Raw genomic sequence first — 12912 nt, 5'->3', positions numbered from 1 at the left:
GCGCCGTACGGCGAGACGCCCGGCGGGACTCAGGCCGTGCGGACGGGAGGGGCACCCGGGGTCAGGACGGGTCGACCATGCCGAGGGTGACGTTGAGCAGGGCCTTGGCGTACTCGTCCTCGGAGAGGGTGCCGCCGGCGGCCATGGGGTGGACGATCGACCAGGCGAAGTGGATGCTGTGGACGGCCAGGCCCTTGCGGAGGGAGTCCTCCAGGGTGTCGCCCGGCTCGCGGAGCAGCGCGTTGAAGCGCCTCATGCGCTCCTCGAAGATCGCGGTCGTGTCGAGGCGCTGGAGGGCGGCGGGGACCTGCTGGACGAAGCGGAAGCTGTCCACCTCCTCGCGCACGAGCCGTGAGTAGCGCGTGAGCATCTCCCGGCGGGTCTCGCGGCCGGGCGGCCGGCTCTCGCCCCAGTCCAGGAGCTCGTCGAGACGGGCGAGGAACCCCTCGAACACGCTGGCGACGATCTCCTCCTTCGTCTTGAAGTGGTAGTAGAGCGCCGCCTTGGTCACGCCGACCTCCTCGGCGATCTCCCGCAGGGACGTCGCGTCGTACCCCTTCTCGGCCAGCAGCCGCCGCGCGACGGCCTGGATCTTCGCCCGGGTGTCCATGACCCCAACCTACTTGACGACCGGCTAGCACGCAGCTTACCGTGCGGCAGGTAAGTCTACTTGCCGGTCGGCAAGTAAGTAACCTTCTCCGAGGAGTGACGGATGCTCTTACCCTTCATCGGGATCCTGTCCGCGATGCTGCTGGCGATGCTCGACGGCATGGTCGTCGGCACGGCGATGCCCCGCATCGTGACCGAGCTCGGCGGCGTGGACCACCTGTCCTGGGTGGTCACCGCCTACCTGCTGACCTCCACGGTCGCCACGCCGGTGTACGGCAAGCTGGGCGACATGTACGGCCACAAACGGGTCTTCCTGTCGGCCGTGGCGCTCTTCCTGGCCGGGTCGGCCCTGTGCGGCGCGGCCGCGGACATGGGGCAGCTCATCGCCTTCCGGGCCGTGCAGGGCCTGGGCGCGGGCGGCCTGATCGTGGGCGGCATCTCGCTGATCGGCCTGCTCGTCCCGCCCCGCCAGCGCGGCAAGTACCAGGGTCTCAGCGGCGGCCTGATGGCCCTGACGATGATCGCCGGGCCGCTCGTCGGCGGCGTGATCACCGACTCGCTGTCCTGGCGGTGGGCCTTCTACGTCAACCTGCCGATCGGGGTCGTCACCCTGGTCGTGCTCGCCGTGGCCGTGCGCCTGCCGTACGAACGCCGGCCGCACCGCGTCGACTACCTCGGCACCGCGCTGGTCGCGGCGGTCGCCTCCGCGCTCGTGCTGGCGGCGTCGTGGGGCGGGCAGCGGTACGCCTGGGGATCTCCGCAGATCCTGGGCCTGTTCGCGGTCGCCGCGATCGGCACGGCGCTGCTCGTCCCGGTCGAGCGCCGGGCGGCCGAGCCCGTGCTGCCGCCGGCCATGTTCGCCAACCGGGAGCTCATGCTCAGCGCCGCGCTCGCGGCGGTGACCGGGTTCGGGATGTTCGGGGCGGTCAACTTCCTGCCGATGTACCAGCAGGTCGTGCAGGGGGCCTCGGCGACCTCCAGCGGCCTCCTGCTGCTGCCGATGATGCTCGGCATGCTGGCGACCTCGATCGTCTCCGGCAAGATGATCACCCGCACCGGGCGCTACAAGGCGTACCCGCTCGCCGGGACCCTGCTGACCGGCGCCGGGCTGGCCGCGTTCTCCCTGCTGGACGCGGACACCGGCCAGGTCTACTCGACCGCGGCCATGCTGGTCTTCGGCGTCGGCCTCGGCTTCGTCTGGCAGTTGCCCACCCTGATCGGCCAGAACAGCGTCGAGGCCCGCGAGATCGGCGCGGCGACCGGCCTCGTCCGCTTCGCCCAGGCGATGGGCGGCTCCTTCGGCGTGGCGATCTCCGGCGCCATCCTCGCCGCCGGCCTGGACGGCGCCGCCCCCGGCTCCCGCGCCTACGTCCCCGCCTTCGCCGACGCCCTGTCCGACGTCTTCCTCTGGTCGCTCCCCGCCGCCGCCCTGGGCCTCGTCACGGCCGTCCTGATCAAGGAGGTCCCCCTCCGCGACGAGTCTCCGCGCCCCGCCCCCGAGGACGAACGGGTCCCCGCGTGACCGGGGCCGCCGGGGCCCGGGCAGAGGCGGGGGGTTTGGGGGTATGGGATGGGGGTGGCGGACAGACTGGTGGATTATCGGCGGAAGCGGGATCCGGAGAAGACGCCCGAGCCGGTCCCCCGGCAGCGGGGTAGGCCGGGGCGCGGGGACACCTTCGTGATCCAGGAGCACCACGCGCGTGCGCTGCACTGGGACCTGCGGCTCGAACGGGACGGGGTGCTCGTGTCGTGGGCCGTGCCCAAGGGGTTGCCGCCGGACCCCAAGGTCAACCACCTGGCGGTGCACACCGAGGACCACCCGATGGAGTACGCCTCGTTCGAGGGGGAGATCCCGGCCGGGGAGTACGGCGGGGGCCAGGTCCGCATCTGGGACCGGGGGACGTACGAGACCGAGAAGTGGAGCGACCGCGAGGTCAAGTTCGTGCTGCACGGGGAGCGCTCCGAGGGACGCTACGTGCTGTTCCGGACCCGCGGGAAGAACTGGATGATCCACCGGATGGACGGCCCCGCGCCCGGCTGGGAGCCCATGCCGGCCGGGGTGTCCCCCATGACGCCGGTGCGGCGGGCGCGGCTGCCCCGGAACCCCGGCAGGTACGCCTTCGAGTTCGCCTGGGAGGGGCGGCGGGGACTCGCGGCCGTCGAGGGCGGGCGGCTGACGCTGCGCGACCCGGCCGGGGAGGACATCACCGAGCGGTGGCTGCGCCCCCTCGGCGGGGAGCTGGGCAGCCGGTCCGCGCTGCTGGACGGCGTGATCGCCGAGGTGGAGGGCGTCGAGGTGTACGTCGTCTTCGACCTGCTGTACGCCGAGGGGCGGGCGCTGCTGGCCGAGCCGTTCGATCGCCGCCGATCCCTGCTGGAAGAGCTCGGGATCGGCGGCGCCCGCTGGCAGACCGCGCCGAGCTTCCCCGGCGAGGGCGCGGCCGTCCGCGCCGCCGCCCGCGAACGCGGCCTGCCCGCGGTCATCGCCAAGCGCCGCGACTCGCCGTACATTCCCGGGGAGTCCGATGCCTGGCTCTGCATCCCCATATGAGGCGGGGCATCGGGCGCGCGGGCGATGAGGTCATCCCGTAGGACTGTTAGGTATGGACCACAAGACGTTCTACCCTCCGATCGACCCCTATGACTCGGGAATGCTGGATGTCGGGGGCGGAAACCTGATCTATTGGGAGGTCTGCGGGAACCCGGCGGGCAAACCCGTGGTGTTCCTGCACGGCGGTCCCGGCGGCGGCCTGCTCCCCGTCCACCGCCGCCTGTTCGATCCGCGGGCGTACCGGATCATCCTGTTCGACCAGCGCAACTGCGGCCGCAGCACGCCGAACGCGGGCGATCCCGGGGTCTCCCTCGCGGCCAACACCACCTGGCACCTGGTGGCGGACGTCGAACGGCTCCGCGAGCACCTCGGCGTGGACCGCTGGCAGGTGTTCGGCGGCTCGTGGGGCGTCACGCTGGCCCTGGCGTACGCCGAACGGCACCCGGAGCGGGTGACCGAGCTGGTGCTGCGCGGGGTCTACCTGGCCCGGCCCGCCGACGACACGTGGGGGTTCACGGCGAGCGGCGCGGCGATGCTGTTCCCCGCCGAGTGGGCGCGCTTCCGCGACCACATCCCGGAGGACGAGCGCGGCGACCTGCTCGCGGCGTACGGCCGGCGCCTGTCCGACCCGGACCCGGCCGTGCACGTCCCGGCCGCGCGCGCGTGGGCCGGGTGGGAGCTGGCGGCGAACACGCTGCTGCCCGCCGAGCCGCCGCCGCTCACCGACCGCGACCTGCTGGCGTTCGCGCGCATCGAGCAGCACTACGTCTCGCAGGGGTGCTTCCTCGAAGAGGACCAGCTCGTGCGGGACGTGGACCGGATCCGGCACATCCCGGCGGTCATCGTCAACGGGCGGTACGACATGAAGACCCCGATCGACGCCGCCTTCGAACTGCACCGCGCCTGGCCGGAAGCCGACTTCCACATCGTGGAGGACGCGGGGCACAGCGGCGCCGAGCCCGGCATCCTGTCCAAGGTCATCGAGGCCACCGACCGCTTCCGCCCCTGACCTTCCGTCCCGGGGTACGGCAGGCGCCGCGCCCCGGGCACGACGGCCCGCGCGCGGCCGGGGCGCGCGAAGGAGGGCGCCGAGACGCCCCGCGGCTCAGACGTCGGTGATCCGCAGGCCCGCGTGCGCCTTGTAGCGGCGGTTCACGGAGATCAGGTTGGCGGTGAGGGCCTCGATCTGGTGGGCGTTGCGCAGGCGCCCGCCGTACACGCCGCGCATGCCCGGGATGCGGGACGCGAGGGCCTGCACGGTGTCGGTGGCCTCGCGGTCGTCGCCCAGCACGAGGACGTCCAGGTCCATCTCGGCCACGTCGGGGTCGAGCAGGAGCACCGCGGACACGTGGTGGAACGCGGCCACCACGCGGCTGTCGGGGAGCACGGCCGCGGCCTGCTGGGCGGCGCTGCCCTCCTCGACGGGCAGGGCGTAGGCCCCCTGCTTGTCGAAGCCCAGCGGGTTCACGCAGTCCACGACGATCTTGCCGGCGAGCTCGGCGCGCAGCGACTCCAGCGTCGCCCGGTGGCCGTCCCACGGCACCGCGACGATCACCACGTCGGCCCGCGTGGCCACGGCGGCGTTGTCGGCGCCGCTGACGGGGAGGTCCCCGCCCAGGCTCTCGGCGGCGGCCGCCGCGCGAGCGGCGTCGCGGGAGCCGATCAGCACGGTGTGCCCGGCCATCGCGAGACGCCGCGCCAGGCCCTTGCCCTGGTCGCCGGTCCCGCCGAGGATGCCGATGGTGAGCCCGGAGACGTCCGGGAGATCGTGGGGAGCCCTCTGGTCAGCCATGCCCCAGATCATGCCAGGCCCCCCTCCGCTCCCCCGCCCCGGGGAGGGTCAAGTCCCCCGGGCGGCCGTACGGCGCCGCCCCCCGCGCGGGCGGCGCCGTGACGGGGTCTCAGGCGGCGGCGATGGCCGGGTGGCGCTTGCGGGAGGCGAAGACCTCGTCGATGATGCCGTACGCCTTGGCCTCGTCGGCGGTGAGGATCTTGTCGCGCTCGATGTCGCGGCGGACCTGCTCGCGGGACTGGCCGGAGTGCTCGGAGATCATGGCCTCCAGCAGGTCGCGCATGCGCAGGACCTCGGCGGCCTGGATCTCCATGTCGCTGGACTGGCCGTACGCGCTCTCCATCGCGGGCTGGTGGATCAGCACGCGCGAGTGCGGGAGCGCGAACCGCTTGCCGGGGGTGCCGGCGGCGAGCAGGATCGCGGCGGCCGAGGCGGCCTGGCCGAGCACCACGGTCTGGATCTCGGGCCGGATGAACTTCATCGTGTCGTAGATCGCGGTCATCGCCGTGAACGAGCCGCCCGGCGAGTTGATGTAGAGCTGCACGTCGCGGTCGGGGTCGATCGACTCCAGCGTCAGGAGCTGGGCCATGACGTCATTGGCCGACGTGTCGTCGATCGGCGCGCCGAGGAAGATGATGCGCTCCTCGAACAGCTTGTTGTAGGGGCTCATCTCCTTGACGCCGTAGGACGTGCGCTCGACGAAGGAGGGGACGACGTAACGGCCGGTGGGGGCCGGGTTCATCTCGTTCATCATGGTCATGCCTTCGATGTCGGGGGGCTGCTGCGGACGGTTTCGCGGGGCGTCAGGAGACCGGGCCCGCGGACTGGACGGAGCGCGCGCTCTGCACGACGTGGTCGATCAGACCGTAGTCCCTCGCCTCCTCGGCGGTGAACCAGCGGTCGCGGTCCCAGTCGGCCTTGATCTGCTCCACCGCCTGGCCCGAGTGGTGGGCGATGCGCTCGGAGAGCATCTGCTTGGCGTACAACATCTGCTCGGCCTGGATGGCGATGTCGGAGGCGGTGCCCCCGAGTCCGCCAGACGGCTGGTGCATCATGATCCGCGAGTGCGGCAGGGCGTAGCGCTTGCCCGGGGCCCCGGCGGTGAGCAGCACCTGCGCCATGGATCCGGCGAATCCCATCGCGACCGTGGCCACGTCGTTGGGGATGTACTGCATGACGTCGTAGATCGCCATCCCGGAGTACACCGAGCCGCCCGGCGAGTTGATGTAGAGGAAGATGTCGCGCTTGGAGTCCTCCGCGGCGAGCAGCAGCAGCTCGGAGCTGATCCGGTTGGCGATCTTGTCGTCCACCTCCTGGCCCAGGAAGACGATGTGCTCGCGCAGCAGCCGCTGGCTCAGCGAATCGGCGAGCTGCCCGGGGAACACCTCGGCGGGGGCCGAGGCGGACACGTCGAAGCCGTGCGGGGAACGCATGAACACTCACCTGACTCTCTTATGTGCCATTCGTCCGGAGGGCCCTACGGCGAAAAGCGGCCCTCCGTGTATTCGTGACGTTAGCCCCCTGACGTGCGGAGTGCGACGCGCTTTCGCTGACGGCGCATTCATGGAGACGTTATTCGGAAAGCACGAACTCAGGTCCGGGCGGATTTGTTCCGCAACCGATTTCGCCTTGGGCATATACGCTCTCAGCGAATTCGGGACCCATTCCCCGCGCTCCGCCGGCAGGCCCCGCGGATTGCGCCGACCTGCCCGCGCCCGGCGGCGATGACGGGCACGATGGAGGCATGGACGCGGCCGCAGTCAGTTTCCTGAGGGAGGCGCTCGCCTCGACCGAGTGGGTGGAGCGCACCCGTGACCTGGGCCGGGCCATCCGGGCCACCCGGTCCCCCGGCGGCCTGCTCGTCGTCGGCACGCCCGACGACGAGCCCTGGCACCTGGCCGCCCACCTCGACGACGAGAGCCGGTTCAGCGGGCTGGCGCAGCTCCGGCCCACCCTCGTGCGCTGGTCGCCGCCCCCGGGCGCCCCGCCGCACCTGCGCGTCGGCCTCGACCGCCTGGAGGAGGCCCGCCGCGGCGAGACCCTGTTCGTCGTCGCCGAGACCAAGTCCCCCGACCCGCTGCTCGAACGCGTCCACGACGCCCGCCGCACCGGCGCCACGATCCTCGCCCTCGACGGCGGCGACCCCGAGCTGGAGGACCTCGCCCACGACGCCCTCCGCGTCGCCCCCGGGGAGTCCCTGCTCACCTTCGACGGCGCCCAGCACCTGGTCAGCCGCGCCGCCGGCGAGGAGGCCCGCCGCCCCACCCTCCGCGACCGCCTGGCCCGCCTCCTGGACACGCTCAGCGGCCCCCGCCTCACCGACTGACCCTCCTCCCCCGGCCCCGCGAGGGGTCGCCGGGGCGGGCCGGGAGTCAGGCGGCGGGCAGGGCCCCGGCGGCGTCGCGGAGCGCGGCGATCACGGCGGCGGGGATGGGGTCGGGCGTGGACCCCCGGGTCCGCGAGGGCCGGGTGAGGGCCTCGATCCTGCGGGTCCCGATGCCCCGGATCGGGGAGACGGCGACCTCCCCCTCCGCGACGTCGAGCAGCGCGAGCGAAGGGGCGATGGCCACCCCGTGCCCCGCCGCCACCAGCGCGAACACCGCCGGGAACTCCGTGCAGTAGTGCACGCGGCGCGGGGTGAAGCCGTGGGCGCGGGCCAGCCGGTCGAGGGCCTGCCCGGACGCCTCCCCCGGCGAGCCCGCCACCCAGGGCAGGTCCGCCAGCTCGGCCACCGTGCGCGGGACGGGACGGCCGGGCGGGGCCACGACGCGGTACTCATCGTCGTGGACGCGCACCGCCAGCAGGTCGGCGGGCGGCAGCGGGCTCGCGTCCCGCTCGGTGATCAGCAGGTCGAGGCCGCCGAGCCGCAGCTCGCGCAGCGCGGCCTCCCCCTCCACCTCGCGCACCGTGGGCGCGATGCGCTCATGCCGTACGGCCAGCGCGCGGAACGCGGGCACCAGCAGGTGGCGAATCGCGGTCATGAACGCGCCGACCACGACCGGCCCCTCCAGCACGCCGGTGAAGCGCTGCAGCTCGCGGCGGGCCTCGGCCAGTTCCTCCTCGACCCGGGCGGCGCGGGCGGCCAGCACGCGACCGGCCGGGGTCAGCCCGGCCCGGCCGCCGGAGCGGTCGAGCAGCCGCAGGCCCACCTCGCGTTCCAGCCGGGCGAGCTGCTGGGAGACCGCGGACGGCGTGAGGTGCAGCGCGGCGGCGGCCCGGACCACGCCGCCACGGCGGGCGACCTCGTGCAGCACGCGCAGACGGCGGGGGTCGATGTCCATGTTCAGCAGAGCTTACGGCGTGATGAAGTAAAGCGAGATTGCGTTGAAGCTCGGCTGCACACCACTCTGGACGCATGTTCATCGAGCTGAGCCACCCGATCACCGACGGCATGACCACCTATCCCGGCATCCCCGGCCCCGAGATCACCGATCACCTGAGCCGCGAGGACTCCCGCGGGGTGTACGCCGCCGGGACCGAGTTCCACCTGGGCCGGATCAGCCTGGTGGGGAACACCGGGACGTACCTGGACACGCCGTTCCACCGGTACGAGGGCGGCGCCGACCTCGCCGCCGTCTCCCTGGACCGGCTCGCCGGCCTGCCCGGTCACACCGTGCGCGCCGAGGGCCTGCCGCACGTCGGGGTCGAGCGGTTCAAGGCGCTGGAGGACGCCGACCTCTCGGGCGCCGCCGTACTGATCCACACGGGGTGGGACCGGCACTGGGGCACGCCGGAGTACCTGTCCGGGCACCCGTACGTCACCGGGGAGGCGGCGCGGTGGCTCGTGGAGCGCGGCGTCGCGCTCGTGGGCGTGGACACGCTCAACATCGACGCCACCGACACCGGGGAGCGGCCGGTCCACACCACGCTGCTCGGCGCGGGCGTCGTGATCGTGGAGCACATGACGGGCCTGGGCGGCCTGCCCGACGAGGGGTACCGGTTCCACGCCGCCCCGCCGCGGATCGAGGGCCTGGGCACGTTCCCGGTGCGGGCGTACGCGGAGGTCCCGGCGTGATCGACGTCCTGGCCTGGGCGGGGGCCGGGGCGCTGCTGCTGGCGTACGCGCTGGTGTCGATGCGGCGCATGGACGGCGACGGGGCGGGGTTCCAGCTCCTCAACCTGCTGGGCAGCCTGGCGCTGGGCGTGAACGCCGCGCGTCAGGCCGCCTGGCCGTCCGCCGCCGTGAACGCGATCTGGGTCGTCATCGGCCTGGCCATGCTCGCCCGGCTCCGCGCGGCCCGCGACCGGCCCGTGTGACCCGGCGCGGCGATCAGCCGGCGAGGTCGAAGTTGTCGCCGACCACGCGCGCCGAGACCAGCCGCTCGCTGTGCGGGGCGGCCCGGAAGCGGGTGATCGCGGACCGGGCCGCGGCGCCCGAGAGCCCGGTGCGGCGGGCGTCGAGGACGGCGTGCGCGGCGTGGCGGGCGGCCCGGCTCAGGGCGGTGCGCACCACGGCGGCGGTCGCGCCGGGCACCAGCGACTCGAAGGCCGTGGGGACGCCGTCCACCAGGGCGTCGGCGCGGGAGGGCGCGCCGGGGTCGGCGGCCACGGCGACGACGGTGCGGCCCTCCGCGGCGAGAAGCTCGGCGATGCGGCGCTCGCCGGCCGAGAAGGCGCGCGGACGCTCGTCGATCTCACCGCGGCGCTGCGCCGTGCGGCTCACCGTAACCTCCCCGCTCGGGCCCGTGCTGGGACCGGCTCCGGGAGCCGGTGCTACACGAGGTTAGTCCTCATTCCACTCTTTGTCCTGCTCCCGCCACGCCTCGTTACGCTCGGCCGCCGTCCGCATCGCGTTCGCGGCCTCCGCCTCGGTCTCGTAGGGGCCGAGGCGGTCCTTGTTCGGGCACCCGGGGCCGTGCTCGACCCGCATGTGCCTGAGGCAGTACCACCAGTCGCCGACGACATCACCCATGATCCCCATCCTCCCCGCTCGCGGGCCTGGTTAGACTCCTGAACCATGACGACGTTGCTCCAGCCCGGGCGGATCTCGCCCATGCGCAAGGTCCCCTCCGACATAGAACGACCGGAGTACGTCGGCAAGAAGCAGCCGCGCACCGGGGAGCCCGACGTCAAGACGCCGGAGATCATCGAGCGCATGCGGATCGCCGGGCGCATCGCCGGTCAGGCCCTCCAGGAGGTCGGCAGGCACGTCCGGCCCGGCATCACGACCGACGAGCTGGACCGCATCGGCCACGAGTTCCTGCTCGACCACGGCGCCTACCCCTCGACGCTCGGCTACCGCGGCTTCCCCAAGTCGCTGTGCACCTCGATCAACGAGGTGATCTGCCACGGCATCCCCGACGACACGGTCCTGCGCGACGGCGACATCGTCAACGTGGACATCACCGCCTACATCGGCGGGGTGCACGGCGACACCGACGCGACGTTCCTGGTCGGCGAGGTGGACGAGGAGTCGCGGCTGCTGGTCGAGCGCACCCACGAGGCCACCATGCGGGCCATCCGCGCCGTGGCTCCGGGCCGGCGGCTCAACGTGATCGGCCGGGTGATCGAGTCGTACGCCAAGCGCTTCGGATACGGCGTCGTGCGGGACTTCACCGGGCACGGCATCGGCACCACGTTCCACTCCGGCCTGATCGTGCCGCACTACGACGACCCGTCGGTCTCGGTGACCATGGAGCCGGGCATGACGTTCACGATCGAGCCCATGCTGACCCTGGGCACGATCGACTACGAGATCTGGGCCGACGGCTGGACCGTGGTCACCAAGGACCGCAAGCGCACCGCGCAGTTCGAGCACACGGTCCTCGTCACCGACACCGGCCGGGAGATCCTCACCCTCCCGGAGTGACCCCCGCGCGCCGCCGCCGTGCCGTACGGCTCGCGCGCCCGGCCCGCCCCTCGCCGGGCCGGGGTACGGCGGGAGCGAACCGGCGGCCGTGCCGTACCGGGTGAAAGGGGCGACACGGGGCGGGGGGTTGCGATGCGGACCGCGATCGACTGATTACGCTGGGCGAATGAAGGTGATCGGGCGGCCGTGGGCGGTGTTCCTCGCCGCCGGGCTCGTCGCCTGGGTCGCGGCGGCGGCGGGGGCCTTCGTGAGCGGGTCCGCGGCGTTCGCCCCGCCCGTGGTGCTGATCGGGGCGCTCCTGATCCCCGTCACGTTCCTGATCTGGATGAGCGAGCCCGGCGTGACCGGGGACGTGCCGCCCTCGCTGGTGCCCCGGGCCATGCTCGCGGGCGGGCTCGTCGGCGTCGTGGACACGCTGGCGCTGCCGCTGTACTTCCGCGAGCCCAACCGCTACCTGTTCCTGGCCATGGCGCTGGCCGAGGAGCTGGTGCTGGCGGCCGTGCTCGTCTACGCCGCGCGCCGCCTCACCGAGAAGAACGTGCGGTCGGGGCTGCTGCTGGGGGCGGCCGTCGGCTTCGGCTTCGCGATCCCCAAGGCCGTCGGCTGGAGTCTGGTCGCCGCGCTGACCGTCCGGGACATGCCGGTGGCCAAGCTGACCGAGACCGAGCTGCTGCGGGCCCTGTTCACCCCACTCGGGCCGGGGCTGTGGACCGCGATCCTGGGCGGCGCGCTGTTCGCGGTGAGCCGGGGCGGCCGGATCCGGATCAACGGCCGCGTCGTGCTGACCTACCTCGGCGTGGTGGCCCTGCACTTCATGTGGGACGCCGCCCGCACGGTCGCGATCGTGCTCGCGCTGGTCCTCACCGACCTGCAGTACACCCCGGCGATGCACCGGCTGGGCCAGCTCCCCTCGGCCACCGCCGCGCAGGCCCACATCTACACCGGGCTGCTGTTCGCCTCCCGCGTGATCGTCACGGGGGTCACCCTGGTCTGGCTGATGAGCCAGATCAGCACCGCCTGGCGCGACGAGCCGCGCTACCTCATCGCCACCGGCGAGGACTCCCGCCCCTGACCCGGCCGCCGCCCGTACGCCGCGGCGGGGCCGTACGCCGCGGCGGGGCCGTACGGCGCGGCGGGGCCGCACCCCCCGGAGGCCGCGCGGTCAGCGGAGGGCGGCGATGACCTGGGCCAGGAAGTCGAGGTTGGGCTCGTGCACGCAGATGTAGGAGAAGCCGTAGCGTTCGCGGCGCTCCACGAGCTGGGTGGCCATCTCCTTGATCGTGCCGATGAGGAGGTACGGCGTCTCCAGGACCTCGGGGACGCTGAACTCCAGGCCCATCTCGCGCATCAGGGTGGTCGCGCCCAGGCGGCGGTCGTCGATGGGGAAGACGGCCTGGACCAGGCAGCTCGTCTCGAAGTCGCGCCCGCCCGCCGCGGCGCGGGCGGCGCGCACCCGCTCGTCGGCCTCCTCGGCGGTGGTCAGCCGGACGACGCCCGGCTCGCGGCCGGGGATCTGGCGGGTGCCGGTGAAGGCGACCACGTCGGCGTGCCCCGCCGCGACGGGCAGCAGCTCGTCCTCGTCCCCGGGGATGAGCAGCGGCGGGCGGGGCTCCTGCGCGGGCGACGGTGAGAAGCGCCGGTCCGCGAAGTGCTGGTCGAGGCGTTCGACGGTGGTGGCGAGCCGGGCCGCGCGGCCGGCCGCCGGCTCCCAGGCGACCTCCGCCGCGTCGAACTCGTGCTCGGCCCGCCCGATGCCCAGCCCCAGTTCGAACCGGCCGCCGCTGAGCCGGTCCAGCGTCGCCACCTCGCGGGCCAGCAGCGCCGGCTTCCAGAAGGACACGTTGAGCGTGTACGTGCCGACGCGCAGGCGGCGGGTCGCGCCCGCGATGGCGGCGAGCGTGGAGAACGGGGCGGGCTCCCCCACCTGATCCGGGACGAGGACGACGTCGAAGCCGGCCTCCTCCGCCTCCCGCGCCCGCCGTACCAGCTCTTGCCCCGACGACTCCAGCGAGCCCAGGACGACCCCGAACCGGAAATCCCTCATGCGGTCATCACACCATGCCACGACCCCTGTGAGCAGGCGTTATACGAGATCACCCGGCGTTTGCGCCCGGAAGCGCCACCCGAATCCCAAAGGCCGGTGAGCGGTCC

Annotated in this window: 16 protein-coding genes; 8 read left to right on the top strand and 8 right to left on the bottom strand. The window is 73.2% G+C overall.

Going from position 1 to position 12912, the window contains the following annotated elements; genetic code table 11:
- Nucleotides 1-61 precede the first annotated feature (61 nt).
- Nucleotides 62-610, bottom strand: coding sequence for a TetR/AcrR family transcriptional regulator (locus D5H75_RS13630; RefSeq protein ID WP_119926804.1), 549 nt, complete (start codon nucleotides 608-610; stop codon nucleotides 62-64).
- A gap of 102 nt (nucleotides 611-712) precedes the next feature.
- On the opposite strand from D5H75_RS13630, the gene D5H75_RS13625 reads away from it, so the two are divergent.
- The 3 genes from D5H75_RS13625 to pip are packed head-to-tail and all read left to right on the top strand — an operon-like array spanning nucleotide 713 to nucleotide 4169.
- Nucleotides 713-2131 carry an MDR family MFS transporter gene (locus D5H75_RS13625; RefSeq protein WP_119926803.1) on the top strand — a complete coding sequence of 473 codons (1419 nt, stop codon included), beginning with the start codon at nucleotides 713-715 and terminating at the stop codon, nucleotides 2129-2131.
- Nucleotides 2132-2185: 54 nt separating this feature from the next.
- Nucleotides 2186-3160, top strand: coding sequence for a DNA polymerase ligase N-terminal domain-containing protein (locus tag D5H75_RS13620; RefSeq protein WP_119926802.1), 975 nt, complete (start codon nucleotides 2186-2188; stop codon nucleotides 3158-3160).
- A gap of 52 nt (nucleotides 3161-3212) precedes the next feature.
- Nucleotides 3213-4169, top strand: a complete 957-nt coding sequence (pip, locus tag D5H75_RS13615; RefSeq protein WP_119926801.1) for a prolyl aminopeptidase — start codon at nucleotides 3213-3215, stop codon at nucleotides 4167-4169.
- Nucleotides 4170-4265: 96 nt separating this feature from the next.
- Here the strand turns inward: pip and npdG are convergent, their stop codons facing one another.
- The 3 genes from npdG to D5H75_RS13600 form a co-directional block, all read right to left on the bottom strand.
- A complete protein-coding gene (npdG, locus tag D5H75_RS13610) occupies nucleotides 4266-4952 on the bottom strand; it encodes an NADPH-dependent F420 reductase (protein WP_119927111.1) in 687 nt (228 codons plus the stop codon).
- Nucleotides 4953-5061: 109 nt separating this feature from the next.
- Complete coding sequence (locus D5H75_RS13605; protein ID WP_422673842.1) at nucleotides 5062-5703, bottom strand: ATP-dependent Clp protease proteolytic subunit; 642 nt, start codon at nucleotides 5701-5703, stop codon at nucleotides 5062-5064.
- 52 nt (nucleotides 5704-5755) lie between these two features.
- A complete protein-coding gene (locus D5H75_RS13600; RefSeq protein WP_119926800.1) occupies nucleotides 5756-6385 on the bottom strand; it encodes a ClpP family protease in 630 nt (209 codons plus the stop codon).
- 311 nt (nucleotides 6386-6696) lie between these two features.
- Here D5H75_RS13600 and D5H75_RS13595 point away from each other — a divergent pair, with 311 nt between their 5' ends.
- Nucleotides 6697-7278 (top strand): hypothetical protein, encoded by a 582-nt coding sequence (locus D5H75_RS13595; protein ID WP_119926799.1) that lies wholly within the window; start codon nucleotides 6697-6699, stop codon nucleotides 7276-7278.
- A gap of 46 nt (nucleotides 7279-7324) precedes the next feature.
- Here the strand turns inward: D5H75_RS13595 and D5H75_RS13590 are convergent, their stop codons facing one another.
- On the bottom strand, nucleotides 7325-8233 hold the full coding sequence (locus D5H75_RS13590) for a LysR family transcriptional regulator (protein WP_119926798.1): 909 nt from the start codon (nucleotides 8231-8233) through the stop codon (nucleotides 7325-7327).
- A gap of 74 nt (nucleotides 8234-8307) precedes the next feature.
- Here D5H75_RS13590 and D5H75_RS13585 point away from each other — a divergent pair, with 74 nt between their 5' ends.
- Both D5H75_RS13585 and D5H75_RS13580 read left to right on the top strand, forming a co-directional pair.
- Nucleotides 8308-8967: a cyclase family protein gene (locus D5H75_RS13585; protein WP_119926797.1), complete on the top strand. Its 660-nt coding sequence runs from the start codon at nucleotides 8308-8310 to the stop codon at nucleotides 8965-8967.
- On the top strand, nucleotides 8964-9209 hold the full coding sequence (locus D5H75_RS13580) for a CBU_0592 family membrane protein (RefSeq protein ID WP_119926796.1): 246 nt from the start codon (nucleotides 8964-8966) through the stop codon (nucleotides 9207-9209). The genes D5H75_RS13585 and D5H75_RS13580 overlap by 4 nt, the downstream gene beginning before the upstream one ends.
- Before the next feature lie 13 nt (nucleotides 9210-9222).
- On the opposite strand, the gene D5H75_RS13575 is transcribed toward D5H75_RS13580, so the two are convergent.
- A complete protein-coding gene (locus tag D5H75_RS13575) occupies nucleotides 9223-9615 on the bottom strand; it encodes a CdiA C-terminal domain-containing protein (protein ID WP_119926795.1) in 393 nt (130 codons plus the stop codon).
- Between the two features lie 60 nt (nucleotides 9616-9675).
- Nucleotides 9676-9864, bottom strand: a complete 189-nt coding sequence (locus D5H75_RS13570; RefSeq protein ID WP_119927109.1) for a hypothetical protein — start codon at nucleotides 9862-9864, stop codon at nucleotides 9676-9678.
- 45 nt (nucleotides 9865-9909) lie between these two features.
- Between D5H75_RS13570 and map the strand changes: the two genes are divergently transcribed.
- Nucleotides 9910-10761, top strand: a complete 852-nt coding sequence (map, locus tag D5H75_RS13565) for a type I methionyl aminopeptidase (RefSeq protein WP_119926794.1) — start codon at nucleotides 9910-9912, stop codon at nucleotides 10759-10761.
- A gap of 166 nt (nucleotides 10762-10927) precedes the next feature.
- Entirely contained in the window at nucleotides 10928-11833 is a 906-nt protein-coding gene (locus D5H75_RS13560) for a PrsW family glutamic-type intramembrane protease (protein ID WP_119926793.1), read from the top strand.
- 90 nt (nucleotides 11834-11923) lie between these two features.
- Here the strand turns inward: D5H75_RS13560 and D5H75_RS13555 are convergent, their stop codons facing one another.
- Complete coding sequence (locus D5H75_RS13555; protein WP_119926792.1) at nucleotides 11924-12805, bottom strand: TIGR03621 family F420-dependent LLM class oxidoreductase; 882 nt, start codon at nucleotides 12803-12805, stop codon at nucleotides 11924-11926.
- Between the last annotated feature and the right edge of the window lie 107 nt (nucleotides 12806-12912).

Origin of the sequence: Bailinhaonella thermotolerans, from assembly GCF_003594875.1 — a bacterium.
GTDB lineage: Bacteria > Actinomycetota > Actinomycetes > Streptosporangiales > Streptosporangiaceae > Bailinhaonella > Bailinhaonella thermotolerans.
Note: the sequence above shows the minus strand (reverse complement) of the source record. Positions and strands in the feature narration are given on the sequence as shown.

Bases quoted from the DNA above. Each gene is read 5' to 3' on its own strand.
- D5H75_RS13570 (WP_119927109.1), bottom strand. From the start codon at position 9,864: ATGGGTGATGTCGTCGGCGACTGGTGGTACTGCCTCAGGCACATGCGG.
- map (WP_119926794.1), top strand. From the start codon at position 9,910: ATGACGACGTTGCTCCAGCCCGGGCGGATCTCGCCCATGCGCAAGGTC.
- D5H75_RS13595 (WP_119926799.1), top strand. From the start codon at position 6,697: ATGGACGCGGCCGCAGTCAGTTTCCTGAGGGAGGCGCTCGCCTCGACC.
- D5H75_RS13590 (WP_119926798.1), bottom strand. From the start codon at position 8,233: ATGGACATCGACCCCCGCCGTCTGCGCGTGCTGCACGAGGTCGCCCGC.
- D5H75_RS13600 (WP_119926800.1), bottom strand. From the start codon at position 6,385: ATGCGTTCCCCGCACGGCTTCGACGTGTCCGCCTCGGCCCCCGCCGAG.
- D5H75_RS13585 (WP_119926797.1), top strand. From the start codon at position 8,308: ATGTTCATCGAGCTGAGCCACCCGATCACCGACGGCATGACCACCTAT.
- pip (WP_119926801.1), top strand. From the start codon at position 3,213: ATGGACCACAAGACGTTCTACCCTCCGATCGACCCCTATGACTCGGGA.
- D5H75_RS13560 (WP_119926793.1), top strand. From the start codon at position 10,928: ATGAAGGTGATCGGGCGGCCGTGGGCGGTGTTCCTCGCCGCCGGGCTC.
- D5H75_RS13630 (WP_119926804.1), bottom strand. From the start codon at position 610: ATGGACACCCGGGCGAAGATCCAGGCCGTCGCGCGGCGGCTGCTGGCC.
- D5H75_RS13605 (WP_422673842.1), bottom strand. From the start codon at position 5,703: ATGAACGAGATGAACCCGGCCCCCACCGGCCGTTACGTCGTCCCCTCC.
- D5H75_RS13555 (WP_119926792.1), bottom strand. From the start codon at position 12,805: ATGAGGGATTTCCGGTTCGGGGTCGTCCTGGGCTCGCTGGAGTCGTCG.
- npdG (WP_119927111.1), bottom strand. From the start codon at position 4,952: ATGGCTGACCAGAGGGCTCCCCACGATCTCCCGGACGTCTCCGGGCTC.
- D5H75_RS13625 (WP_119926803.1), top strand. From the start codon at position 713: ATGCTCTTACCCTTCATCGGGATCCTGTCCGCGATGCTGCTGGCGATG.